Source organism: Granulicatella sp. 20925_1_28, from assembly GCF_041433575.1.
In the GTDB taxonomy this organism is placed as follows: Bacteria; Bacillota; Bacilli; order Lactobacillales; family Aerococcaceae; genus Granulicatella.
The window spans coordinates 14,536-37,314 of sequence record NZ_JAPWBS010000013.1 but is presented as its reverse complement, the minus strand read 5'-3'; the positions used below and the strand labels follow the sequence as shown (position 1 = coordinate 37,314).

Sequence of the window (22,779 nt, the reverse complement as noted above, 5' to 3'; positions counted from 1 at the left end):
GCTTAGAACTTCATTCTTATTGCTCTTGCTCTTGAGCTAGTAATGATTTGTCGTACATTGCAAAGAATGGATAGTAAATTAAAATTGATAATAAAATTAATACTACGTTTAATACAATGGCTCTCCAGTCACTACCTGTAGCTAGGAATGCTCCAATTGGTCCAGGAAGTGTCCAAGGCGCACTTGCAACCACTTTGTTTACTAGGCCTGCAGACATTGCAATCCAAGTTACTACCCCATTTGCTAATGGTGCTAAGATAAACGGAATGATTAATTGTGGATTTAATACAATTGGTGTACCGAAAATTAAAGGTTCATTGATGTTACATACTGCTGGAATAAATGCTGTCTTACCGAGAGATTTACCATATGCAGATTTTGAACGCCAGATTAGTAAGATAGCTAATCCGATAGTAGCCCCAGAACCACCAATCATTACAAACCATTGATAGAACGGTTCAGCTGCAATATTAGGGATTGCAGAACCGTTCGCAAAGGCTGTAGTATTTTCTTCTAACAATACTAACCATAATGGTCGTGCAAGAGATCCGACAATTGACCAACCGTGGATACCAAATGACCAGAAGAATTGTGATAAGAAGATTACTACAATAACAGAGAAGATTGAATCTGTTGCTTGTACTAATGGAGCAACGATACTACCTACAATCTTATGAACATCAATACCGATGAACATTGTAATTGTTGAAACAAGTAATAACACGATTACTGTTGGTGTCAATGCTTCAAAAGAGCGTGCAACTGACGCTGGTACTTGAGGTGGCATTGAAATCTTGAACCCACTCTTTTGAGTGAAACGATAAACTTCAACGGCTACAAATGCAGATAAGATTCCAATAAACATACCTGCGGACCCCAGATTACTCATAGGAAGCACGAACCCTGAAGGTAATGATGCTAAATAATTTTTCAAAGGTTCACTTGTTTCCGCCAAAGCTTTAACTTCTGCAGAAGCAGCAGGAATTGCTGCAGGAATGATGGTTAATAAGTATGCTAATTCTGCTAAGATACCACCTGATAAACCATCTAAATCATAAGAAGATGCTAGCGAGAAGCCGATTCCAAACACTGCATAGAGTGTCATGATGTACATTGACACACGGTAAGGTAATAAGATTTTAGCTTGGTTTGCTTGAATAAATTGAGTAATTCCCCAATCTTTTGGCATTGAGTTTGGAAGAAAAGCAATTACTAAAAACATTGATGCAACAACAATAATTGGTAAAGTTGCAATAATACCATCACGAATCGCTCTTAAATGACGTTGTTCTGCTAATTTTGCCATCGGCGTCGACAGCTTTGTATCCATAAATTCAGTGATTTTATCAAACATATAATATCCCCACTTTCCTTATTAAATTTCTAATTCTTCTTTTATTTGTTGAAGTAGTTTTGGTCCTCCTAACGGAGTATATCCTTGCGGCTTAATGAGTAAGCATGGAACCCCTGCTTCATCCGCACTGGCTTTTAACACATCGTAGCGATGACGAATTTGAGGAGCTACAAGCGAAATTTTATAATCTTCTTTTACTTTTTCAGCAAAAGCTTGTGTACCACATTCGTCCACTTGAATATCCAATCCCTCTTTATTACCTGCTTCTTGTAATGCCTTGGCCACAATTGCGCTAGACATACCTCCTGAACAAACTAATAAAATTTTCATACCTTTCACCTCCACTCAACTATAAAATAACTCCGGTCATTACGATAAAATAATAAATTATCCCGATGACGAAACTCCAAATTCCACCAACCCACCAAAAGGCTCTTGTAATTCCTTTTTTAGAGTTTACAAAGTATTGAGAAATTGCAACTGAAAAGCCCGCAATAAGGCCTCCTATAATGACAAAAGGCCATCTAAAGTCTATATGAATCAAATCGCAAATTGCTGGAATCACAAACATTGACACTACCATTGCGGCAATAATAAGCAATACACTTTTATAACCAAACATCGGAATATCATAATCTGTGGTCCCCATCGCTGTTTTATATTGCTTCTTTTGATCCACATTTTTAACAGTCCATTTTCTGAATTTAGCCATCGTTTTCTCCTTACTCTTTATGCTCTAACTTCCAAAGTCTTTCGTTCATTCGAATTACATTTTCTGCTAGAGTTCTTACTTCTATTGAAGTCATCAGGTGATCTTGAGCATGTACAAAAAGTACAGTAACTTCGTTTCTTTCACCTGCAGCCTCTTTTTGAATTAAGTCTGTTTGTACTTGATGGGCTTTATTTAAAAAAGTGTCGGCCTCCTCAAGTAATTTTCTAGCCTCTTCAAAATTACCTTTTTCGGATTCTTCCATTGCTTCATATACTAAAGCCTTCGCATTTCCTCCGTTACTAATAATTTCAAAAATAATCAATTCCATATCTTGCATTAAACATCACCTCCTAAATATTGGATGGCGCGTTTAATATGTCCATCTCCATTTGAAAGAGCAGCTTCCGCAGTATCTCTATCCACATTCATAATTTCCATAACGAGTGCTTTCTTTACATTATGGCCACTTTCTTCATAGAGTTGCTCTGCTCTTTCTTCATTAACTCCTGTTAGAGTTCGAATCATATTTTTGGCTCGAACAACCAATTTTTTGTTCGTTGGTTTCACATCAACCATATAATTCTGATAAACTTTGCCAAGTTTAACCATAACACTAGTCGAAATCATATTTAGTATTAACTTTTGCGCTGTTCCGGCTTTCATTCGAGTCGATCCCATAATCGCCTCTGCACCCGTAACTGCTTCAATTGGATAATCCGCTTCTTCTGAAATCTCGGCATTCTTCACACATGAAATAGTTCCGGTCAACGCACCAACTTGTCGTGCATAGCGCAGACCCCCTAATACATAAGGAGTTCTACCACTAGCAGCTAAACCTATCACACTATCTTTTTCGGAAAGGTTATAATAGGCTAAGTCTTTTGCAGCAAGTTCAAGTGAGTCTTCTGCACCTTCCTGTGCTGTAAACATAGCGTTATCTCCACCAGCCATAATTCCAACAACTAGTCCTTTATCGACTCCATATGTTGGTGGACATTCCGCCGCATCTAACACTCCTAGTCTTCCCGACGTTCCTGCACCAATATAAAACAGTCGTCCACCGACTTTCATTCGATTTACAATCTGGTCAACTAGGATAGAGATATCCCCTATACTCTCTTCAACGATTGAAGCAACCGTCTTATCCTCATTATTAATTTTTCGTAGGATCTCTTCCGTTGATACAGCATCGATATCTATGGTTCGGTGATTATTTTTTTCAGTATCTAACTTAATTAAATCTATCATCATCCCACTTCCTTCTGACATTAGTTTATCATAAAAGCGCTGTCATTGAAATAGGGTTTTAATAATTATTTCATATTTTTAAAAAATAATTTCATTGTTTTGTTTTAATCAATCTCAATTAACACAAAAACTCGAAGCAAATTCTGCTTCGAGTTTTATTTTTTCATCATTTGTTTTACAAACTCCAACTGGTCTGCGTTGCACTCTTGCCCTACTTTATTTTTAAGATTCAAATGGAATACATGTCCTTGAGGTTTCTTTTTCTCTCCATATTCCTTAAAGACGACTTCCACACCCTTCTTCTCCAACACTTCTTTCAGACGGTACGAATGCTTCCGTAAGAAGTCCCCATTACTCGTTGTTAGATGGACTGGCGGAAACCCTGAAGTAATATACTGCGCTGGGCTCATTTGCTTCACGGCTTCAATGGTCGGTTTCTCACCAAGTAAATCCGTAAGAAACGGCGTCAATGCTCGACCTTGTTTCTTCCACTCCACTTCCATATCAAATACGCCACAGTTTAAAAGCAAGCCTTTTGGAACGAATCGTGCATCTACTTTAATCCCAGGGAAACTGTTCGCATAAGCTTCGTTCAATTGAACAGCCGTATACGCCGTCGCTAAATGCGCTCCTGCAGAATCCCCCACAAAGAACAGGTTCGAAAGATCCAAACTATAATCTTCTGCATGGTCTACAACCCACTCTACCATAGCCCCGACATCTTCTAAAGGAGCTGGAAAAGTGTGCTTTGGCGCAAGTCGGTAACTAGCATTCACTACCGCAAACCCTTGGGTAGCTAAATACATACCATACGGAGCGTATACTTTCTTATCCCCATAAACCCACGCACCGCCGTGAATATTAAGCAACACTGGCAATTTGCCTTCCGCATCTTTTGGACGATAGAGATCCAGCAGATGCCACTTGTCGCAGGATCCGTAAGATACATTTTCAATAGCCTCCACATCAGTCGGTGGAACCCAACCCAAGTCTCGCTTTAAATCCCCGATAGTAAATAACGTACGGACAATATGACTCGTAATTGACATCACTAGCCCTCCTTTCCTTTTAACGCTACTCTTCTCTTTCTAAAAAGGGCGTTACTAGTTCCATCCACTCCACAGGAAGATAAGTGGATAAATATCCGTGATTATATCCTTTTGCTTCATATAAAGTACAATTAGGATGCATTTTCTGAAATAGTTTTGCCGACTCCTTCATGCACTTCATTTCTTTTTCTCCATAAATATAGAGGACCTCTGCTGAACTATTTGAAATCGCTGGTTTCAGATGATAACTGGCCATATAGGTTTTATAAATCGTTACTAATGTTTTGATGGGCAATCGTGGCATATCCTCCAAATAGTACCCTTCTAATTCTTCTGGATAAGCCATCTTAGGATACATCTTTCTCATGAGTTTTAGTTGCATTTTACAGGCAGTCTTACCGAACATCAACTTCCCAAAACCTTTTACAAACAAGATACTCATTTTTGCTAGTTTAGGTTGAGGAATGCAGAGGCTTCCATCAATAATGGCTTTGTCAGCTATATGAGAATCTAACGAAAGTAACTCCATGACAATTTGTCCCCCAAGAGAGACTCCTCCTAAAGCAAATACATGCCCATCGCATTGTTCTTTTATATACGCCAGAATTTCCTGTGCAGATTGTTCTGTGGACACATATTCTTTTTGACACTCCTCACCATGACCATCTAGCTCTGGTAAAATCACATGGTATTTATCTGACAGAAGACGCGCTTGTCTCAAATAATTCCACCACGAATTCCCTCCACCATGAATCAATAGGATATGAGGATTATGATTATCTCCAAATTCATGAAATTTCATCAAAAAGCTCCCTTTCCACTACCAAATCTCTTTTATTCTACACAAAAAAGGCCGGACTGGATAGTCCGACCTTTAAACATGTCATTAAAAATTATTTTAATGTTACTGAAGCGCCAACTTCTTCTAATTGAGCTTTTAATGCTTCAGCTTCTTCTTTAGCTACGCCTTCTTTTAATACGCCAGGAGCGCCATCAACTAATGCTTTAGCTTCTTTTAATCCTAATCCAGTTGCTTCACGAACAACTTTGATTACTTTAATTTTTTGGTCTCCAGCAGAAGTTAATTCTACAGTGAAGTCAGATTTTTCTTCTGCAGCTTCGCCAGCGCCACCAGCTACTACAGCTACAGGAGCTGCTGCTGTTACTCCAAATTCTTCTTCGATAGCTTTTACTAAGTCGTTTAATTCTAATACAGTTGCTTCTTTAATGTCAGCAATGATTTGTTCAATGTTTAATGCCATTTTTAATTTCCTCCATTTTTTGGTTATTTAATAAAATTTTGTTTGTGGTTTTTAAGTTAGCTAGCTAGCTTTATTAAGCTGCTGCGCCATCTTTTTGATCTGCAACGGCTTTGATTGCCAATGCAGTGTTGCGAACTGGTGCTTGTAATACTGATAATAGCATTGAAAGTAACCCTTCGCGGCTTGGTAATTTTGCAAGAGCTTCGATTTCTTCTTTTGAAGAAACTTTACCCTCAACAACACCTGCTTTAATTTCTAAAGCTTCAACTTTTTTAGCAAAGTCAGCTAAGATTTTAGCAGGAGCTACTACATCTTCGTTACTGAAAGCTACAGCTGATGGTCCTTTGAAAATGTCATCCATTCCTTCTAAACCAGCTTCTTTAGCTGCACGTGATAAAATGCTGTTTTTAACAACTGCAAATTGTACACCTGCTTTACGTAATTCTGCACGTAGATTTGTTGCTTCTTCTACAGTAATTCCTAAATAGTCAACAACAACAACTGATGATGCGTTTTTGAACTGTTCAGCAACTTCTGTAACTAGTTGCGCTTTTTTAGCAATGATTGCTTCACTCATCTTCGTTTTTCACCTCCTGAAATTTAGGTAGGGCATAAAAAAACTCTATACCCACAAAGACATAGAGAAATAAGATCAACTTGTTCTCCCTCGGTAGGATATTAAGGCTAGTGCCCCCTACTGTCTTCGGTCGCATTCAACTTTTATTAGTTTACATGATTGACTTTCTTCTGTCAAGAAAGAACTCAATTCTATCTCAAAAGTTTACATTTTATCTCTTTTGCTATTTTTATGATAAAATATTGATAAGAAAGGAGAATGTCCTATGATTCATATTAGACCCGTATCCGATTTACGTAATAAGTTCCCTGAAATTGAAGATATTGTCTTAAACGATAATGTTCCCGTATTTCTAACTAAAAACGGTCATGGCTCAATGGTCGTCCTCAGCGTAGAACAGTATACTACCCTCATGGAGTCTGTTGAGAGAGAACTTGACGTGGCTGACAGAATTGCCGAAACTGACGAGACCCGTTATACACATTCCGAAGTGTTTGATCAAATCAGAGGAAAAATCAATGGAAAATAGTGAGTATCAACTATCCTACCTACCATTATTCTATAAAGATTTAGCGGATGTTGTGCACTATATTGCTGACGAATTGAATAATCCTTCTGCAGCGAATCGATTAGTCGATGAGATTGAAAAAGCTATTTTTAAGAGATTACTCAACCCACTTTTATTTCAACCTGTTCCGTCTAATCGTGTTCGTAAACATCCTTACTACAGAATTCGTGTTAAGAACTTCTCTATTTACTATGTGGTTATTGGACAAACGATGGAAGTTCGCAGACTATTATATAAAAGAAGAAACTTTGATTCTTTACTACAATAAAAGACAAAAACGCATATTGCCTCTATGGCAGTATGCGTTTTTCATTTATAAAAAAGAACCAAGCACAAAGCCTGGTTCTATCTATTTTTAAATTATAGAGAAGCTACGTCTACTTTAACCCCAGGGCCGAAAGTAGTTGTCACAGCAACGTTACGTACGTATTGACCTTTAACTGTAGCAGGTTTGATACGTAATAATGTTTCGTGAATTGTTTTGAAGTTTTCTACTAATTTTTCATCTGAGAATGAAACTTTACCGATTGGAACGTGGATGTTACCAGCTTTGTCAACACGGTAAGTAACTTTACCAGCTTTGATTTCTTCAACAGCTTTAGTTACGTCCATTGTAACAGTACCTGTTTTAGGGTTTGGCATTAAGCCTTTAGGTCCTAATACACGACCTAAACGACCAACTTCACCCATCATGTCAGGTGTTGCAACGATAACGTCGAACTCAAACCATCCGCCTTGGATTTTTTGAGCTAATTCGCTGTCACCAACGTAGTCCGCACCAGCTGCTTCAGCTTCTTTAGCTTTTTCACCTTTTGCGAATACTAATACGCGTTGAGTTTTACCTGTTCCGTTTGGAAGCACAACTGCTCCACGTAATTGTTGGTCAGCTTTCTTTGGATCTAAACCTAAACGGTATGCAACTTCTACAGATGCATCAAATTTAGCGAAATCTGTTTCTTTTGCTAATGCGATAGCTTCTTCAACTGAGTAAGCTTTAGAAGAATCGATTTTTTTAGCGGCTTCTAAATATTTTTTGCTTTTCTTTGCCATTGTATAATTTCCTCCTATTGTGTGGTTTTAACGGTTTTACCTCCCACAAAGTCCATGAGTGAAACACTCGTGCTAGGGACTTTTGGAAGCTGCATTTGTTTTTAGCCTTCTACTACAAATCCCATTGAACGGGCTGTACCTTCGACCATGCGCATAGCAGCTTCTACGTCTGCTGCATTTAAGTCAGGTGCTTTTAATTCAGCAATTTCTCTAACTTGATCACGAGTTACAGTAGCAACTTTTTTCTTGTTTGGTTCGCCTGAACCTTTTTCTACTTTAGCAGCTTTCTTTAATAATACTGCTGCTGGTGGTGTTTTACAGATGAAGTCGAATGAACGGTCTTCATAAACTGAAATCACAACCGGAATGATTAAACCTGCTTGGTCAGCTGTACGAGCATTGAATTCTTTACAGAATCCCATGATGTTCACTTGTGCTTGACCTAAAGCTGGACCTACTGGTGGAGCTGGAGTTGCTTTACCTGCAGGAATTTGTAATTTAACTAGTTTTACAACTTTTTTAGCCACGAGACATTACCTCCTTGATTGTTTCGTGCGTGGTTTAATGGAGATGAAGATTTCTCCTCCCACGGTGTTCCGACATGTGCATTTTCATGCACTTTGGTATTATATCAAAACTTAATTTGCAATGCAATCTTTATAGTCTACTATTTTTTGAGAAAAAACTTACGTTGGTCTTACAAACCACTTCCAATCCTTGCGGATTGTTCTATAACCACTGCATAGGGGCACCGGATTGAGCCTGTCGTCTCAATTCCTACCAAGCTTCAAACTGACTCTACGGGGTTCCCCCTAGAGTCAGTAATTCACATTGGTTGCACTTCCCCAATGCTGTGGTTATAAAACCCGCAAGATTTTCGTGGTTTGTAGAAAATGAGATTTTTTTGCAAAAAAGTGAACTGCTAGAAATCGCGTTGCAATGGGATTTGTGCCAAAACATGAAAAGGACATGTCGGTGCCTCTAACTGCCTCCTGTGCTGTGGAAATGGCATTAGGACGGGGTTTGTGCAAGAAGGAAGAGGTGCGTACGAAAACTGCCCGAAATTCACTTATAAGTGAATTTTGGGCAGTTGTGTTAGTTGTTAAATTCAATAAAGAAAACTTTGAGATAATCGCTTAGCGGTGTGGCTACTGGAACTGCGAAATCGCTTGGCAGGCCTTTTTTCAAGACAATGCGGAACTTGCGATTGTCTTTTGCTTCGCGAATTCCTTTCTCAATCATTTGTTGAAATTGAGATTCGCTCACATTTGCCGCGTTCGTAGATAACACGAGTGTTCCTTTTGGTGCGACTAATGGCGTGATTTGCGCTACCAGTTTGCCGTAGTCTTTTGCCACAGAGAAAGTTCTCTTCTTCGTACGTGCAAAGCTTGGTGGATCCACGACGACCGTATCAAACTTCAACTGTTTCTTTACGGCGTATTTGAAATAATCGAATACGTCCATCACATAGATTTGTTGCGTTTCTGGGTCAATCCCGTTGACTGCAAACTGCTCTTTTGTCTTCTCAAGACTACGGTTGGCAACGTCCACGCTAGTTGTTTTTGTTGCGCCACCCATCGCTGCAGCCACAGAAAAGGCACCGGTATAACTGAAGGTATTTAATACCGTACGTCCTGCACTGTAACGCTGGCGAATCGTTTCGCGCACTTCGCGTTGGTCTAGGAAGATGCCCGTCATCAACCCTTCATTCATATAGGTCGCGTATTTGACCCCATTCTCTAATACGATTAATGGTTCTGGTGCTTCTGCCCCGCCAACGAATTGGCTTTCTGGCAAGTCCGCTTCATTCTTGAAACGAATCTTTTCGTAGACCCCTTTGACGCCTTCAAACGAAGCAAGTGCCTGCGTTAAAATCAGGTCACGGTAATGATAGACGCCCTCGCTATACCAAGAGACAACGATAAAACCGTCATACCAGTCGATTGTCACACCTCCAAAGCCGTCGCCCTCTCCATTGAAGAGACGGAAAGTCGTCGTATCGTCAGAATGTAAGAGTGCACGTCGATTCTCGAAGGCCGTCTTGAAGATGCCGCTAAAGAACGCATCATCCAACGCTTCATCTTCCTCGCGGCTATACACCCACGCGACTCCCTTGTTTTGGAACCCAACATAGGCCATCCCTAAAAAGCGACGTTGTTGGTCAACAACTTTCACCACTTCGCCTTCATCTGCGCGAAGTTCTTGCGCAAGGTCCATCTGACTGATCAGTGGACTTCCTTTTTTAATCAATCCCGCTGCTTTTTGTTTCACGATGATTGTTCCCATAGATTATTTTCCCCTCCATTTCATAATGGCACGATACAGTAAGAATCCAAGCCAACTTCCAAGAACATTACAGAGAATGTCGTCGATATGGCTGACTCCTGTGTAAAAGATAAATTGAAAGAACTCGATGGCAAAAGAGGTCCAGAACCCGTACCAGAGTGAACGAGAGTGTCCTTTTTCTTTTCCATAGAGTAAACCGCAGAAAAATCCAAGTGGCATAAACCACACGATATTTCCTACTACATTATAATACGCTGCAAAGACCGAACCTTGCATAAATAATTTAATACTATCGACAAATGGCACCCACATAATATCCGAGAGCGGATGAGAGACGACTTGTAGCGTAAACGTCTCGTTCGTGCTTCTGAAAATCGTGAGCTGCGCGAGCAATATAATATAGAAGATAAATAAATTTCGGTAGAGCTCCCACTTCCAGACGATTTCGCCTTTTTTCCGTGAGAATAAATAAATAGACCAAACGATCAACCATCCGAGAAACAGGACGATTGCGTGGTCTACACTGAAAATAAACAAACGAACAAGTGGAAGATGATTCACTCGCCCATCAAATAATCGGACTAGCCATTGATAGAATGGGCCAAGTAAATACATGTTCTTCCTCCTTGTTCGTTCTCCTTAAGTTACAATTCGCTTTCGCCAGGGAATACGACTCTAAACGTTGTACCCTTGCCGACTTCACTCTTCACAGAGATTTTACCGCGGTGACTATCCACAAGCGACTTCACAATCGCAAGGCCAAGGCCACTTTCTCCGTACTTCGTGCTCTTTCTTGAAACGTCTGCTTTGTAGAAACGTTCCCAGATTTCTTTAATTTCGCTCTCGTCGATTCCGATACCCGTATCAGAAATCTCAACAATCGCTTTTTTACCTTCGTTCCATGCCTTCACTAGGATTTCTCCATTATCCGTAAATTGGTTGGCATTCTTCGTGATGTTTACCAAGATTTGGACAAAACGGTCATAGTCGGCATAAACGCTAAAGTCTGTATCGCATTCATAGCGCAAAGTATTATTTTTTACTTTCGCTAGTTCGCGAATTTGTTCTACAACGGTCTGGATGGCTCCAATCGCTGCAAAACGGTGTTGCACTAATACAATCTGGTTCGAACGAATCTTCTCGTAGTCGAGGTTTTCGTTAACGAGCCTGATCAATCGTTGTGTTTCACTAGAAATGAGTTCCAGTGAACGTCCACGACGAGACTCTGGCACCATATTGTATTTCAAGCCATCGAGCAATCCATTCATGGTTGTTAATGGTGTACGCATTTCGTGCGCCACGTCCATCATAAATTGGCGGCGGACATTTTCTTGTCGCTCAACCTCTCTTTCAGACTCACGGAGCGAATGCGCCATGTTGTTAAAGTCTTTCATTAAGTCGTCAAACTCGTCTCGACTTTCGACAGGAAGTTTAACATCGAAGTCCCCTTCTGAAATCTTATGAGTCGCCTTACGCAACTTGTTGATACGACGTGTTTGATAGTTTGCAAAAACAAAACTCATCATAATTCCAATGATAATCGCTGTACCAAACGCGATAAACATCGAGTTACGAAGTTCGCGTACTTCGGTTTGAATACGACTCATCGGACTGGCTAAAGCCACGTATCCTTTATACTGTCCATTTTTAATAATGGGATAGTATACCGTGATTAAGTTATCTACGGCTTCTCCAGTAAAGTTCATTTGAACTTCTTTCAAGTTGATCGCAGCACCATTTTTTAAGTGGTTTAATTCATCCTCTGTCAGTGCAGAGTTTGTATCTAAACTTCTAGAAGGATAGGTCATCTCGTTGTTTTCATCAAACATCGCTATACTGACATTTTCCTCGCGTAAAATGGTCCCCAACTTATAAATATCCGCATCACTCATATCAGTCGCAATTAATCCTTTGGCATACGACTGTAATTGCTGAGACCGCTGTGTATACACATTATTACTCATTACGTTGTAGAAAAGAATTCCACAGGCAGCAATCGTTAACAGCACCACGGAAACGAACCCGAAGAGTTGCTGATAAAAGTATTTCATGGATTACAACTCGCTATCGTCAAATTTATATCCTACGCCCCAAACCGTATGAATTACATGAGGACCAACAGCCTCGATTTTTTGGCGAAGTTTCTTGATGTGAGCGTCAACCGTACGTTCATCACCATAGAATGGATCTTCCCAAATTTTCGTTAATAAGTGTTCACGAGTGAATACTTGGCGTTGGTGTTTCGCCATCACCATTAATAAGTCAAATTCTTTTGGTGTTAAGTTTTCGATTTGTTTGCCATCGATAAATGCTTCGTGTGTTTTCGTATTGATTTTCACGTGATCTGTTTCAACATCGAATTCTGAAGCAAATGTGTTGTCTGCAACAGTAGCGCGTTGTGTACGACGTAATAATGCTTTAATACGAGCCATGATTGTTACCGCACTGAATGGTTTTGCAACGTAGTCATCCGCACCAATTTCAAGACCGATGACTTGGTCACTTTCTGAATCGCGTGCTGTAAGCATTACGATTGGAACATTTTGGTTCACTTGGCGGATTTGACGGCAAATTTGCATTCCGTCCATACTTGGTAAGTTCACATCTAAGATGACAACGCCCCATTTATTTTGGTTTTCTAAGAACGCATCAAGACCTTCTTTACCATCGTGGTAGAAGCTTGCCTTCCAACCTTCGTTTTCAAAAAACATCTCCATCATTTCGCAAACTGCTTCTGTATCTTCAATCATTAAGATATGCATGACATACACTCCTTTTTTATAGCTAAATTATAATTATTATAAGTTTTCTTCACAGATTGTACATCATTAATATGAAATCACACACCACAATTTATGAAGAAAGTGTGAAGTTGCGTATTTGAAATGCGCTAATTCACTATTTTTTCTTTTTTGCACTGCCTCCCAAGCTGAAGCGCAAATGATTTAATAGTGCCATTTGTGCGTCACTCCAGGGATTTCGGCGCGTACTTCCTTTATGATGGAAAGTTCGTGCCATCTCCGTTTGTTTATCCCTACTACTTTCTAATTCCTTATAAAAATCTCTAGCTGATTTACGCAGGGCTCCTTTTTGGAAAATAAGCCACTGCTCGGCTAAGTCACTAGTTGCTACAGATACTTGAACAAGACGCATATTCATTTCTGATACGGTACGCTCAATATAACTATCCGCCGTCTCCCCTTCAGCCGTAAAAATCACTTTCACTTCGGCTTCGTCAAACGACTGGGTAACACCCGGTACAAACTGCGCATCAAACACAATCCAGACTTCGATATTCTCAAACTTCTGAAAATTTGAGCAGCGTTGAATGAGTAAATCTCTCGCACTCTCTAAGTCGTCTTGCTTTTTCAATGCTACTAGCTCTGGCCAAGCACCAATCATATTATAGCCATCCACGATATACAGTTGCTTTTTCAATGTGCATCCCCCGTTTCCTATAACGAACGGTTACGGAAGACTTCGTACATCATTAAGGCACTCGCCACACTCGCGTTTAAACTTTGGACATGACCAACCATTGGAATGGTCACCATTTCGTCCACGCTTTCTTTCACGATGCGAGACACGCCTTTTCCTTCGTTCCCCATCACGATTGCAAGAGGGCCGCTTGTATTCCATTTGCGGTAGTCAATTCCATTCATGTCGGTTCCAAATACCCAAACGCCACGTGCCTTCAATTGTTCAATCGTCTGCGTTAAATTTGTCACGCGGACAACCGGCACATGCTCGATAGCTCCTGTTGAGGCTTTGGCAACGGTCGCTGTCAGTGAAGCGGAACGGCGTTTTGGAATAATAATACCGTGAACGCCTGTTGCGTCTGCCGTACGTAAAATACTTCCTAAGTTATGCGGATCTTCCACTCCATCTAAGATAACGATAAATGGATCTTCGCCTTTTTCTTCGGCTTTCTTAAAGACATCTTCTAAGTCGGCATATTCATACGCCGCAATCGAAGCCACAAGCCCTTGGTGAACGGCATTGCCGACAAGGTCTTCAATCTTCGTCTTTGGAACGGTTTGAACTTGAATGCCTTTTTCACGTGCGAGTTCAATGACTTTTGCAGCATCTCGTCCAGAAGTTCCTTCTTGGATAAAGACGCGGTTCACGCGGTCCGGCGTTTGCAAGGCTTCCACCACTGCATGGCGTCCAAATACAAAATCCACCACTTCTTGTACTTCCTCACGCTCTACGTGTTCACGAGCAGGTCGTTGTCTCTTTTCACCGCGCTCAGGACGCCCACGGTCTGAACGATTTCCGTTTCTTGATTTTTTCTTTGGTGCATATTCATTTCGTGCCATGTTACTGTTCACCTTCCACTTGTTGTAAGCACCAGTTGATGAGTTCTTCTAGTCTATCTTGTTGGCCAGATAAGTATAAATAACCCATTAATGCTTCAAAACCAGTCGCAATGCGGTACGTTCCTACGTCTGCATTTTTGGCAACCGTATGACTCTTACTATTGCGTCCTCGTTTATATATTTCTAATTCTTCTTCCGTTAAGAAGTTTTCTTGTTCTAGCATTTGTTGCATCAAGCGTGCTTGTGCCTTTGCCGAAACAAACTTCGTTGCGGTAGCGTGTAATTGATTTGGCTTTGTTAACCCTTTTTGCATCACGTGATTTCTGACATACACTTCATAAATCCCGTCACCCATATAGGCTAAGGCTAAACCGTTTAGCAGCTTCCAGTTTTTTTCTATCATGCTTCTCTTCTCCATCTTGTTCCTTGTGGAGTGTCTTCTAATACAATCCCTTGTTCTTTTAATAAATCACGAATCTCGTCACTGCGAGCAAAGTTTTTCGCTTTACGCGCTTCAAGACGCTCATCGATTAACGCTTGAATAGCATCATCGAGCAGTGCTTCTTGTTTTTCAACGATACCGAAAATTCCAAATAGAACGGTTGCTTTTTCAAGGAGCGCTTCGAGTACTGCTTTTGAAACGACTTCTTGTTCTAAATACACATTCCATTCTTTCAACCATTGATATAACACCGTCATACCGTTGGCCGCATTGAAGTCATCATCCATTTCTTTTTGGAATTCCGCTTCAATTGCTTCGAATTTTGCTAAGCGTTCTGCATCTTCTGGCAAAGTATCCACGGCTGTTTCTAGACGGTAGCGTGCATTCTTGAAGGTCGTTTGTACTTTTTCAAGGTTCACAGCTGCTTCTTGAAGAGCCGCTTCACTAAATTTCAACGGACGACGATAGTGCGCACTCGCTAAGAAGAAACGAAGTACTTGTGGGTCAAGTTGTTGGATTAAGTCGTGAACGAGCACGAAGTTTCCAAGTGATTTACTCATTTTCTCTTCGCCCATCGTTACAAACGCATTATGCATCCAGTAGTTCGCAAATTTCTTACCAGTTTTTGATTCACTTTGCGCGATTTCATTTTCGTGGTGAGGAAACGCTAAGTCTTGTCCGCCACCGTGAATATCAATCGTATCTCCTAAGTGTTTTGTTGCCATTACAGAGCATTCAATATGCCATCCTGGGCGACCCTTGCCCCATGGAGAGTTCCAGCTAATTTCATTTGGTTTTGCGCTCTTCCATAATGCAAAGTCTAGCGGGTTGCGTTTCTTCGCATCATCTTCTGAAGCTGTACGATTACTTGCCCCGATTTGTAAGTCTTCGATGCGTTGATCGCTGAGTTCCCCATAGTCTTTGAATTTTTCAGTGATGAAATACACATCGCCTTCTGATTCATAGGCCATGTCTTTATCGACTAAGTCCGCTACAAAGGCAATAATGTCATCCATTGTATTCATTACTGTTGGGTTTAAAGTCGCCTTCTTCACGTTTAGCGCGTTTGTATCTTCAAAGAATGCTTCGATATATTTCTTTGAGACTTCTTCAGCTGTCATGCCTGTTTCGTTGGCCACGCGAATGATTTTGTCGTCCACATCTGTAAAGTTCGAAACGAAATTCACGTCATAACCGCGGTATTCAAAGTAACGACGAATCGTATCAAAGGAAACCGTACTACGTGCATTTCCGATATGAATATAGTTATAAACCGTTGGGCCGCACACATACATGCTCACTTTTCCTTCTTCAATCGGTTTAAATACTTCTTTTTGTCTTGTTAAGGTATTGTAGATTTGAATCATAAATTTCCTCCGATAGTCGTATCTCTTTCAATTTCTTCTGGTGTATGGACGCGGACCACTCGTGCCGGCAGTCCAACTGCTGTGGTGTGTGCAGGAATGTCGTCTAACACAACTGCCGCTGCTCCAATTTTTGCATATTCTCCAACCGTTACGGGGCCAATGACTTGCGAATGCGCCGATAAGAGCACTCCGTTTTCGATGGTTGGATGCCGCTTGCCTGTATCTTTTCCAGTTCCGCCTAATGTGACCGCATGGAACATCCTCACGTCGTCTCCAATAATGGTGGTCTCTCCAATGACGATTCCCATTCCATGGTCGATAAAGAATCGCCTTCCAATCGTTGCGCCTGGATGAATCTCGATGCCCGTTAGGAACCTGCTAAAGCCGCTCACCATCCGTGCAAGGAGTCTCATTTTCGCCTTCGTATGGAACCAATGCGCCACCCGGTGTAAGACCGTTGCGTGATATCCTGGGTACGTCAAGACAATTTCCAAGCTGCTTCTTGCCGCTGGATCATTTCTTTTATAAGTTTCCATATCTTCTCTAAAACGCCCCATTCCTTCACTTCCTTTGCATTTGTCTATTCTATTCATTATAGCACAGTTTAAAGCACACAAAAAGCTGAAAAGCCGGGCGCGAAGCCTAGCCTTTCAGCTTTCTTAGAAATTATTGTAAGTCTAAAGTCACATCTACTGTTTGTAATGGTACATCGTAAAATGGATCTTCGCGGCGACCTAAGAAATCTTTGGCTTGTTGTGGGAAGAGTGCGTACATTAACACATCTTCGTCAGATTTAGCGTATTCTTTAATCTCTTCGCGAATTTCTGGTAATTGATCTTCGATTAAGTCAGCTGGACGAACGGTCACAACTTCTGCATCTCCAATAATTTTTGCTTTCACTTCAGGATTAATTTCTGCCGGAGCTTGTCCATATAATCCTAAAACGTAATCTTTGATTTCTTTTGGAACAAGTTTGAAACGTTCACCTGAAATCACGTTCATTACCGCTTGTGTACCAACCATTTGTGATAATGGTGTTACAAGTGGTGGGTACCCTAAGTCAGCACGTACTTTTGGCACTTCTGCTAATACTTCTTCGTATTTGTCAGCTAAGCCTTGTTCAGTTAATTGACTTAATAGGTTTGATAACATTCCACCAGGTACTTGGTAAATTAATGTTTTTGGTTCTGTATCTTTTACTTTAGGGTTTAAGATTCCTTCTGCACGGAATTTATCACGAATGCCGTTGAAGTAAGCTGTTGCTTCTTCCACTTTCTTCATGTCAACGCCTGTTTCGAAGCCTAAATCTTTAAGTGCTAAAGCCATTGATTCAGTTGCAGGTTGACTTGTACCACCAGAGAATGATGATAAGCAAGTGTCGATGATGTCTGCGCCTGCTTCAGCTACTTTTAAGTAAGTCATTTCAGAAATACCACTTGTAGCGTGAGTGTGAACTTCTAAAGGAAGATCAGTTTTTTCTTTAATACGGCTTACTAATTCGTAACCTGTTTGAGGTGTTAATACCCCAGCCATGTCTTTAATACAGATTGAGTCTGCACCGAATTCTGCCATGCGTCCTACTAAATCAACATAGTAGTCTACAGTGTGAACTGGACTTGTTGTGTAAGAGATTGCTGTTTGGCAGTGTCCGCCTGCTAATTTTGTTGCTTCGATGGATGTCTTCATGTTACGAACATCGTTTAAAGCATCGAATACACGAATAATGTCGATTCCGTTTTGTACAGATTTTTCTACGAATAAACGTACCACATCATCAGCATAGTTACGGTATCCTAATAGGTTTTGTCCACGTAATAACATTTGCAATTTTGTATCTTTAACTGCTGCGCGAATTTGACGTAGACGTTCCCATGGGTCTTCATTCAAGAAACGAATACAAGAGTCAAAAGTTGCTCCTCCCCATACTTCTAACGCATGGAAGCCAGCTTGGTCTAATGTTTCCAAGATTGGTAACATATCTTCAGTTGACATACGAGTCGCGATTTGACTTTGTTGTCCGTCACGCAAAACCGTTTCAGTTAAACGGATAATTTTGCTCATAATATCTTCCTTTCTTAAGGTCTTTTACTCGATGTGTACTCTGCGACGATACGAGCGATATGCTCTTGCATCTCTAGGATCGTATGCTTTCTAGAACGGGCGCACACTTTTGCGTCCTCATTGCAGATAAAACAACGTCTTGGGGACATTCCAAGGGCTGTTCTGGAAATGGGCGTTGGAGTCTCTCCAGCCATTTCAACAACATCGATATCGAGTAATCTCCCGAGTGGGTGTCCTTCTTCAAATTCCGTACAAGCGCGCTTGACACGAAGTGCGTCTGCGCGAAGGACGCGGTAAAATTCCATCCCTGTCTGAGGCGAGAAGTCTTCTTGATGAAGTTTCTCAAAAGACTGTAAAGCCTCATCTAATTCAGAAATGACAGAGGCGAAGACGGTTGTAATCGCCTCTGAATTTTTAACAGGCCCTGGAATATTCAGCGTGATGGACACCAATACACACGGGTTGAATTGTTCTAGTAATTGTTGTTGGGTACGAGCACGTCTTTCTCTGGCATCAAGCATTTGCATGATATCCACCGGCGCTCCATCAAACAAAGAATTAAACATTGCGAACAACGTCGATGATGCTTCCATCACGGTATTCGATTACCGCAACCACTTTATCACCATATTGGATTGGTTCTGGGTTTCCAACGATGCTGTAGGCTTTTTCTTGTAATTCTTTGATTGTGTATTGAGGTACATCTAACCCTTTGAAGTGTTCAATTAAGTCTTGACGGTTAGGATTGATAGCAATACCAACTTCAGTAACAACCACGTCCACACTTGTACCAGGAGTAATCACAGTATTTACTGATTCTACGAATGTAGGGATGCGTCCACGTACTAATGGGCTGATAACCATAGACATTTTTGAAGCAAAGGCTGTATCACAGTGACCACCTGAAGCCCCACGGATAACACCGTCAGAACCAGTCATTACGTTTACGTTGAAGTCTGTATCTACTTCTAAAGCAGAAAGAATTGCAACGTCTAAACGGTTAATTACTGAACCTTTAGATAATGGGTTTGCGTACATGCTTGCGTCGATTTCATAGTGGTTTGCATTGTTTGCAAGTGAAATTGCAGATGGGTGGTCGAAGTCTTGAACGTCGATAACTTTCTCAACTAAACCTTCTTCTAACAATTCGCACATTGAGTTTGTAATACCACCAAGTACAAAGCTTGCTTTGATGCCGTCTTTAATCATTGCCTCACGGATGAAACGAGTTGCAGCAAGAGAAGCTCCACCTGTACCAGTTTGGAATGAAAATCCTTCTTTGTAATATGGAGAACCAGTGATTACTTTAGCAGCGTATTCTGCGATTAATAATTCTTTAGGGTTTTTAGTGAAACGAGTTGCCCCTTTAGCAATCCCTTTAGGATCCCCGATTTCATCTACTACAACCACATAGTCCACGTCTGTTTGTGGAATGCTGATTGGAGTGTTTGGATAAGGTACAAGGCTGTCAGTAATGGCAACTACTTGGTCAGCGTATTTAGCGTCGATCATTGCGTATCCTAAAGAACCGCAAGTTGCTTTTCCTTTTGTACCATTGATGTTACCGTACTCGTCAGAACTTGGAGCTCCAAGGAAGGCAACGTCGATGTGGATGTCTCCTGCAGTAATCGCACGAGCACGTCCACCGTGTGAACGAATCACAACTGGGTTTTCCATGATACCGCTAGAGATTGCTGCCCCTAATTTATCACGTAAACCAGATGAAGTGATGTTTGTAATGACACCATTTTTGATATGTTCAATTAATGGTTCGTGTACGTTTGCGATTGAAGAAGGCGCGATTGATAGGTTTTTAATTCCCATTTTTGCAATTTCTTCCATAACCATGTTGATTACATAGTCCCCTTCACGGAAGTGGTGGTGGAATGAGATTGTCATGCCATCTTTCAAACCAGTTTTTTCAATAGCTTCACGAATGCTACCTAATAATTTTTCTTGACGAGGTTCAACAGGTTTAATTTTACGGCTAGCTGCTTCATAAGGTTTAATGCGAGCTAACTCACCTTCGTATACCCCAAATTGATCTGCATATTCTTGTGGAATGTCACGTCCAGCTTTATTTAATACCATCTTAAATTTCCTCCTCGCTAATCAATCCAGCCGCTTTTGCCAATGCGATTACGCGCTCAGCACGTTCCACGATTGGTTTGTCGACCATTTTACCGTTAACTGAGATAACACCTGAACCTTTCGCTTCAGCTTCACGAATTCCCCAGATAACTTCTTTAGCGTTTTGAATTTCTTTTTCTGTTGGTGCATATACTGCATTAGCCACAGGAATTTGACGAGGGTTAATAACAGATTTTCCATCGAAACCTAATTGTTTGATGCGTTCTACTTCTTCACGGAATCCATCCATGTTGTCTACGTTAGAGTAAACAGTATCGATTGCAGCGATTCCTGCAGCACGAGCAGCGTGTAAGATCATGCTACGAGCGAAGAATAACTCTTGTCCATCAGGATAACGACGAGTTTTCATGTTTGTTACGTAGTCTTCAGCACCTAAAGCGATACCGATTAAACGGTCACTTGCTTTAGCGATTTCGCGAGCGTTTAACACACCTTCAGCAGATTCAATCGCAGCCATCATTTTAGTGCGACCTACTGGGATGTTGTTTTCACGTTCAACGCGAGTGATGATTTCATCCACGTCTACGATATCTTGAGCTGTTTCAGTTTTTGGTAAACGAACAACGTTTACGCCAGCTAGTACAACTGCTTCAATATCTAAAGCACCTGTTGTATCTAAACCGTTGATACGTACAACTGTTTCTACATTGCTGTAGTCAAAAGTTTTTAAAGCGAAATGTACTAATACACGAGCTGAGTCTTTCTCTTTTAAAGAAACAGCATCTTCTAAGTCAAACATAATTGAGTCTGCGCCGTAAAGTGGAGCATCACGCAACATTGCTGCGTTTGAACCAGGTACGAACATCATTGTTCTTCTTAAGCGTTCCATGAGTCGATCTCCTTCCAGTCGTAGTTTTCAACTTCTGCTGCACGGTGAACAACTGTCACTGTACGAGCTTGAATTGTGCAATCTAAAGCCCCTTTATCAACTGCGATGACTTCTGCTGAAGTAACCCCTAGTTCTTTTAAAGTTTCTTCGATCACACGACGGATTTGATTTCCGAATTGTTTTTCGACACTACTTTCTAATTGAATGTCGATTCGACCAGCGGTACTTGGATTTAAAGTGATCATGATGTCACTTGATTCCAAAGTACCGACTACTGCACTTTTTTTAATTTCCATTATTGTTTCCACCTTTTCTTTTGGATTTTAACCAATGAAATGTTTTTCTTCTAAATAATGATACGTAGTTGCTGGAACGAGTAGTTTCAACTCGTCTACGTTTTTGTCTTGAATGGCAGCGCGCACCCGCGTCGCACTCACCACTTCGTCCCCGGCTGAAAGTCTGTCTATAATCACTAGCTCTAAGTCGCTCCCAAAAGCAGCTCTTAGCGCGTCATTATAAACGGAGGTTACTGGGGAAAGTGGTTCTTGACCCACAAAACGTTTGGTCAATTGTAACGTTGGAACAATGTTTTCTAAGAAGAGTGTTGCATCCAATGTTGCTTGAACTTTTGCCACTTCCAAATCAGCCTTCTCTTTCAAGAAGTAAGATGGGAAAGTCGCACTTGAGACCATGTAGTCTCTCGTTGGAAGCACCGTTACGTTCGGCAGATGACTCACACCTCGTTTCACCATTTCCATTCGGTCATTCGTATTAAAGAACGAACGGTCCTCGGAAACAACGAACACGTAGAGGTGACTCGACTGACTTGCGGCCGTTTCTACCAAATATTGATGTCCCAGTGTAAAAGGATTTGCATTCATGACGATGGCACTATTGCTACTTCCTTCTACGAAATGGTCTTTTAGTAATTTTAGGTAATCACTAAAGGACGGAATGCCTTGTTCTAAAAAGGCAAGGTTTTCTGTCTCGGCAACTACCCGGTAACCTAGAGATTTAAAGAAGACAATGTTCTTTGGTTTCGTGTAGACAAAACTATTTGTATAAGAACGTTCTCTTAATTCATCCAAGAGCGCCATCACGAGATGCGTCAACAGATTTTCTGATTGATACTTTTTACAAACCACTAAACATTTTAAAATGTTGCGGTCTAAAGAACCGGTTGCTGCAGGTTCACCAGAAGTATGGTAAATCGCAATCGTATAATCAACCTGCTCTGTTTTGCCAAGGTTAGCTTGATCCATTAACCATTCCCAATCTTGACGAGCTTTTTTATCGCGATCGAGCCATAAACGTTTGAGAATGAAATTTTCCATGGAATGGCCTCCTTATTTTGGCGGGAATGCTTTTAATAAAATAGCAGAAACGGCATATAGAATTCCTAATACTAGGAAAACTCCACCCATCCCTAAAGCCATTAATTCGAAAGCTTGTGTTAAATGTTCTGCGTTGAAAGTCATCGTTTTCCTCCTTTTCCTTCTATATT

General features: G+C 40.9%; 29 protein-coding genes and 1 other annotated feature. Of the genes, 2 read left to right on the top strand and 27 right to left on the bottom strand.

The window, feature by feature from the left end; all coding sequences use genetic code 11:
• Positions 1-16 precede the first annotated feature (16 nt).
• The 9 genes from O3793_RS06990 to rplJ form a co-directional block, all read right to left on the bottom strand.
• Positions 17-1,354 carry a PTS sugar transporter subunit IIC gene (locus O3793_RS06990; protein WP_371446393.1) on the bottom strand — a complete coding sequence of 446 codons (1,338 nt, stop codon included), beginning with the start codon at positions 1,352-1,354 and terminating at the stop codon, positions 17-19.
• Positions 1,355-1,375: 21 nt separating this feature from the next.
• The gene (locus O3793_RS06985) at positions 1,376-1,684 is read right to left on the bottom strand and encodes a PTS sugar transporter subunit IIB (protein ID WP_371446392.1); all 309 of its coding nucleotides are present in this window, start codon (positions 1,682-1,684) and stop codon (positions 1,376-1,378) included.
• A gap of 19 nt (positions 1,685-1,703) precedes the next feature.
• A complete protein-coding gene (locus tag O3793_RS06980; RefSeq protein ID WP_371446391.1) occupies positions 1,704-2,066 on the bottom strand; it encodes a hypothetical protein in 363 nt (120 codons plus the stop codon).
• 10 nt (positions 2,067-2,076) lie between these two features.
• On the bottom strand, positions 2,077-2,403 hold the full coding sequence (locus O3793_RS06975) for a PTS lactose/cellobiose transporter subunit IIA (protein WP_005607782.1): 327 nt from the start codon (positions 2,401-2,403) through the stop codon (positions 2,077-2,079).
• Entirely contained in the window at positions 2,403-3,317 is a 915-nt protein-coding gene (gene murQ / locus O3793_RS06970) for an N-acetylmuramic acid 6-phosphate etherase (RefSeq protein ID WP_371446390.1), read from the bottom strand. The genes O3793_RS06975 and murQ overlap by 1 nt, the downstream gene beginning before the upstream one ends.
• A 152-nt stretch (positions 3,318-3,469) precedes the next feature.
• A complete protein-coding gene (locus O3793_RS06965; RefSeq protein ID WP_371446389.1) occupies positions 3,470-4,363 on the bottom strand; it encodes an alpha/beta hydrolase in 894 nt (297 codons plus the stop codon).
• Positions 4,364-4,388: 25 nt separating this feature from the next.
• Entirely contained in the window at positions 4,389-5,165 is a 777-nt protein-coding gene (locus O3793_RS06960) for an alpha/beta fold hydrolase (RefSeq protein WP_371446388.1), read from the bottom strand.
• Between the two features lie 91 nt (positions 5,166-5,256).
• Entirely contained in the window at positions 5,257-5,625 is a 369-nt protein-coding gene (rplL, locus tag O3793_RS06955; protein ID WP_048710944.1) for a 50S ribosomal protein L7/L12, read from the bottom strand.
• A 73-nt stretch (positions 5,626-5,698) separates the two neighbouring features.
• Entirely contained in the window at positions 5,699-6,202 is a 504-nt protein-coding gene (gene rplJ, locus O3793_RS06950) for a 50S ribosomal protein L10 (protein ID WP_285251493.1), read from the bottom strand.
• A gap of 28 nt (positions 6,203-6,230) precedes the next feature.
• Positions 6,231-6,350 (bottom strand) — a sequence feature (ribosomal protein L10 leader region).
• 117 nt (positions 6,351-6,467) lie between these two features.
• Here rplJ and O3793_RS06945 point away from each other — a divergent pair.
• Positions 6,468-6,731 carry a type II toxin-antitoxin system Phd/YefM family antitoxin gene (locus O3793_RS06945; RefSeq protein ID WP_371446387.1) on the top strand — a complete coding sequence of 88 codons (264 nt, stop codon included), beginning with the start codon at positions 6,468-6,470 and terminating at the stop codon, positions 6,729-6,731.
• Complete coding sequence (locus O3793_RS06940; RefSeq protein WP_371446386.1) at positions 6,721-7,038, top strand: type II toxin-antitoxin system RelE/ParE family toxin; 318 nt, start codon at positions 6,721-6,723, stop codon at positions 7,036-7,038. Before O3793_RS06945 ends, O3793_RS06940 begins: the two co-directional genes overlap by 11 nt.
• A 92-nt stretch (positions 7,039-7,130) precedes the next feature.
• On the opposite strand, the gene rplA is transcribed toward O3793_RS06940, so the two are convergent.
• The 18 genes from rplA to O3793_RS06850 form a co-directional block, all read right to left on the bottom strand.
• On the bottom strand, positions 7,131-7,820 hold the full coding sequence (gene rplA / locus O3793_RS06935; protein ID WP_048782526.1) for a 50S ribosomal protein L1: 690 nt from the start codon (positions 7,818-7,820) through the stop codon (positions 7,131-7,133).
• A 101-nt stretch (positions 7,821-7,921) separates the two neighbouring features.
• On the bottom strand, positions 7,922-8,347 hold the full coding sequence (gene rplK / locus O3793_RS06930) for a 50S ribosomal protein L11 (RefSeq protein WP_005607816.1): 426 nt from the start codon (positions 8,345-8,347) through the stop codon (positions 7,922-7,924).
• A 568-nt stretch (positions 8,348-8,915) separates the two neighbouring features.
• Positions 8,916-10,106, bottom strand: coding sequence for a class I SAM-dependent rRNA methyltransferase (locus tag O3793_RS06925; RefSeq protein WP_371446385.1), 1,191 nt, complete (start codon positions 10,104-10,106; stop codon positions 8,916-8,918).
• A gap of 3 nt (positions 10,107-10,109) precedes the next feature.
• Entirely contained in the window at positions 10,110-10,721 is a 612-nt protein-coding gene (locus O3793_RS06920; protein ID WP_371446384.1) for a VanZ family protein, read from the bottom strand.
• 29 nt (positions 10,722-10,750) lie between these two features.
• On the bottom strand, positions 10,751-12,157 hold the full coding sequence (locus tag O3793_RS06915) for an ATP-binding protein (protein WP_371446383.1): 1,407 nt from the start codon (positions 12,155-12,157) through the stop codon (positions 10,751-10,753).
• A gap of 3 nt (positions 12,158-12,160) precedes the next feature.
• Entirely contained in the window at positions 12,161-12,868 is a 708-nt protein-coding gene (locus tag O3793_RS06910) for a response regulator transcription factor (protein WP_048709883.1), read from the bottom strand.
• Positions 12,869-13,004: 136 nt separating this feature from the next.
• Positions 13,005-13,544 (bottom strand): NYN domain-containing protein, encoded by a 540-nt coding sequence (locus O3793_RS06905; RefSeq protein ID WP_371446382.1) that lies wholly within the window; start codon positions 13,542-13,544, stop codon positions 13,005-13,007.
• Positions 13,545-13,561: 17 nt separating this feature from the next.
• Positions 13,562-14,425: a 23S rRNA (guanosine(2251)-2'-O)-methyltransferase RlmB gene (gene rlmB / locus O3793_RS06900; RefSeq protein ID WP_371446381.1), complete on the bottom strand. Its 864-nt coding sequence runs from the start codon at positions 14,423-14,425 to the stop codon at positions 13,562-13,564.
• Between the two features lies 1 nt (position 14,426).
• Positions 14,427-14,828 carry a Mini-ribonuclease 3 gene (locus tag O3793_RS06895; RefSeq protein WP_371446380.1) on the bottom strand — a complete coding sequence of 134 codons (402 nt, stop codon included), beginning with the start codon at positions 14,826-14,828 and terminating at the stop codon, positions 14,427-14,429.
• Entirely contained in the window at positions 14,825-16,234 is a 1,410-nt protein-coding gene (gene cysS, locus O3793_RS06890) for a cysteine--tRNA ligase (RefSeq protein ID WP_371446379.1), read from the bottom strand. Before cysS ends, O3793_RS06895 begins: the two co-directional genes overlap by 4 nt.
• Entirely contained in the window at positions 16,231-16,791 is a 561-nt protein-coding gene (epsC, locus tag O3793_RS06885) for a serine O-acetyltransferase EpsC (RefSeq protein ID WP_371446378.1), read from the bottom strand. The genes cysS and epsC overlap by 4 nt, the downstream gene beginning before the upstream one ends.
• A 109-nt stretch (positions 16,792-16,900) precedes the next feature.
• Positions 16,901-18,295, bottom strand: coding sequence for an oxaloacetate decarboxylase subunit alpha (locus O3793_RS06880; RefSeq protein WP_048709867.1), 1,395 nt, complete (start codon positions 18,293-18,295; stop codon positions 16,901-16,903).
• 14 nt (positions 18,296-18,309) lie between these two features.
• Positions 18,310-18,822 carry a citrate lyase holo-[acyl-carrier protein] synthase gene (gene citX, locus O3793_RS06875; RefSeq protein ID WP_371446403.1) on the bottom strand — a complete coding sequence of 171 codons (513 nt, stop codon included), beginning with the start codon at positions 18,820-18,822 and terminating at the stop codon, positions 18,310-18,312.
• A gap of 31 nt (positions 18,823-18,853) precedes the next feature.
• Positions 18,854-20,386 carry a citrate lyase subunit alpha gene (gene citF / locus O3793_RS06870; protein WP_371446377.1) on the bottom strand — a complete coding sequence of 511 codons (1,533 nt, stop codon included), beginning with the start codon at positions 20,384-20,386 and terminating at the stop codon, positions 18,854-18,856.
• 1 nt (position 20,387) lies between these two features.
• Positions 20,388-21,275, bottom strand: a complete 888-nt coding sequence (citE, locus tag O3793_RS06865; RefSeq protein WP_049555120.1) for a citrate (pro-3S)-lyase subunit beta — start codon at positions 21,273-21,275, stop codon at positions 20,388-20,390.
• Positions 21,263-21,571, bottom strand: coding sequence for a citrate lyase acyl carrier protein (gene citD, locus O3793_RS06860; protein WP_048709855.1), 309 nt, complete (start codon positions 21,569-21,571; stop codon positions 21,263-21,265). The genes citE and citD overlap by 13 nt, the downstream gene beginning before the upstream one ends.
• Positions 21,572-21,598: 27 nt before the next feature.
• Positions 21,599-22,609, bottom strand: a complete 1,011-nt coding sequence (gene citC, locus O3793_RS06855; protein ID WP_371446376.1) for a [citrate (pro-3S)-lyase] ligase — start codon at positions 22,607-22,609, stop codon at positions 21,599-21,601.
• 12 nt (positions 22,610-22,621) lie between these two features.
• On the bottom strand, positions 22,622-22,753 hold the full coding sequence (locus O3793_RS06850; RefSeq protein WP_371446375.1) for an OadG-related small transporter subunit: 132 nt from the start codon (positions 22,751-22,753) through the stop codon (positions 22,622-22,624).
• Positions 22,754-22,779: the final 26 nt, after the last annotated feature.

Excerpts from the sequence above, each read along its gene's own strand:
- O3793_RS06990 (WP_371446393.1), bottom strand. The coding sequence starts at position 1,354 with ATGTTTGATAAAATCACTGAATTTATGGATACAAAGCTGTCGACGCCG.
- O3793_RS06985 (WP_371446392.1), bottom strand. The coding sequence starts at position 1,684 with ATGAAAATTTTATTAGTTTGTTCAGGAGGTATGTCTAGCGCAATTGTG.
- O3793_RS06980 (WP_371446391.1), bottom strand. The coding sequence starts at position 2,066 with ATGGCTAAATTCAGAAAATGGACTGTTAAAAATGTGGATCAAAAGAAG.
- O3793_RS06975 (WP_005607782.1), bottom strand. The coding sequence starts at position 2,403 with ATGCAAGATATGGAATTGATTATTTTTGAAATTATTAGTAACGGAGGA.
- murQ (WP_371446390.1), bottom strand. The coding sequence starts at position 3,317 with ATGATGATAGATTTAATTAAGTTAGATACTGAAAAAAATAATCACCGA.
- O3793_RS06965 (WP_371446389.1), bottom strand. The coding sequence starts at position 4,363 with ATGTCAATTACGAGTCATATTGTCCGTACGTTATTTACTATCGGGGAT.
- O3793_RS06960 (WP_371446388.1), bottom strand. The coding sequence starts at position 5,165 with ATGAAATTTCATGAATTTGGAGATAATCATAATCCTCATATCCTATTG.
- rplL (WP_048710944.1), bottom strand. The coding sequence starts at position 5,625 with ATGGCATTAAACATTGAACAAATCATTGCTGACATTAAAGAAGCAACT.
- rplJ (WP_285251493.1), bottom strand. The coding sequence starts at position 6,202 with ATGAGTGAAGCAATCATTGCTAAAAAAGCGCAACTAGTTACAGAAGTT.
- O3793_RS06945 (WP_371446387.1), top strand. The coding sequence starts at position 6,468 with ATGATTCATATTAGACCCGTATCCGATTTACGTAATAAGTTCCCTGAA.
- O3793_RS06940 (WP_371446386.1), top strand. The coding sequence starts at position 6,721 with ATGGAAAATAGTGAGTATCAACTATCCTACCTACCATTATTCTATAAA.
- rplA (WP_048782526.1), bottom strand. The coding sequence starts at position 7,820 with ATGGCAAAGAAAAGCAAAAAATATTTAGAAGCCGCTAAAAAAATCGAT.
- O3793_RS06925 (WP_371446385.1), bottom strand. The coding sequence starts at position 10,106 with ATGGGAACAATCATCGTGAAACAAAAAGCAGCGGGATTGATTAAAAAA.
- O3793_RS06920 (WP_371446384.1), bottom strand. The coding sequence starts at position 10,721 with ATGTATTTACTTGGCCCATTCTATCAATGGCTAGTCCGATTATTTGAT.
- O3793_RS06915 (WP_371446383.1), bottom strand. The coding sequence starts at position 12,157 with ATGAAATACTTTTATCAGCAACTCTTCGGGTTCGTTTCCGTGGTGCTG.
- O3793_RS06910 (WP_048709883.1), bottom strand. The coding sequence starts at position 12,868 with ATGCATATCTTAATGATTGAAGATACAGAAGCAGTTTGCGAAATGATG.
- rlmB (WP_371446381.1), bottom strand. The coding sequence starts at position 14,425 with ATGGCACGAAATGAATATGCACCAAAGAAAAAATCAAGAAACGGAAAT.
- O3793_RS06895 (WP_371446380.1), bottom strand. The coding sequence starts at position 14,828 with ATGATAGAAAAAAACTGGAAGCTGCTAAACGGTTTAGCCTTAGCCTAT.
- cysS (WP_371446379.1), bottom strand. The coding sequence starts at position 16,234 with ATGATTCAAATCTACAATACCTTAACAAGACAAAAAGAAGTATTTAAA.
- epsC (WP_371446378.1), bottom strand. The coding sequence starts at position 16,791 with ATGGGGCGTTTTAGAGAAGATATGGAAACTTATAAAAGAAATGATCCA.
- O3793_RS06880 (WP_048709867.1), bottom strand. The coding sequence starts at position 18,295 with ATGAGCAAAATTATCCGTTTAACTGAAACGGTTTTGCGTGACGGACAA.
- citX (WP_371446403.1), bottom strand. The coding sequence starts at position 18,822 with ATGCAAATGCTTGATGCCAGAGAAAGACGTGCTCGTACCCAACAACAA.
- citF (WP_371446377.1), bottom strand. The coding sequence starts at position 20,386 with ATGGTATTAAATAAAGCTGGACGTGACATTCCACAAGAATATGCAGAT.
- citE (WP_049555120.1), bottom strand. The coding sequence starts at position 21,275 with ATGGAACGCTTAAGAAGAACAATGATGTTCGTACCTGGTTCAAACGCA.
- citD (WP_048709855.1), bottom strand. The coding sequence starts at position 21,571 with ATGGAAATTAAAAAAAGTGCAGTAGTCGGTACTTTGGAATCAAGTGAC.
- citC (WP_371446376.1), bottom strand. The coding sequence starts at position 22,609 with ATGGAAAATTTCATTCTCAAACGTTTATGGCTCGATCGCGATAAAAAA.
- O3793_RS06850 (WP_371446375.1), bottom strand. The coding sequence starts at position 22,753 with ATGACTTTCAACGCAGAACATTTAACACAAGCTTTCGAATTAATGGCT.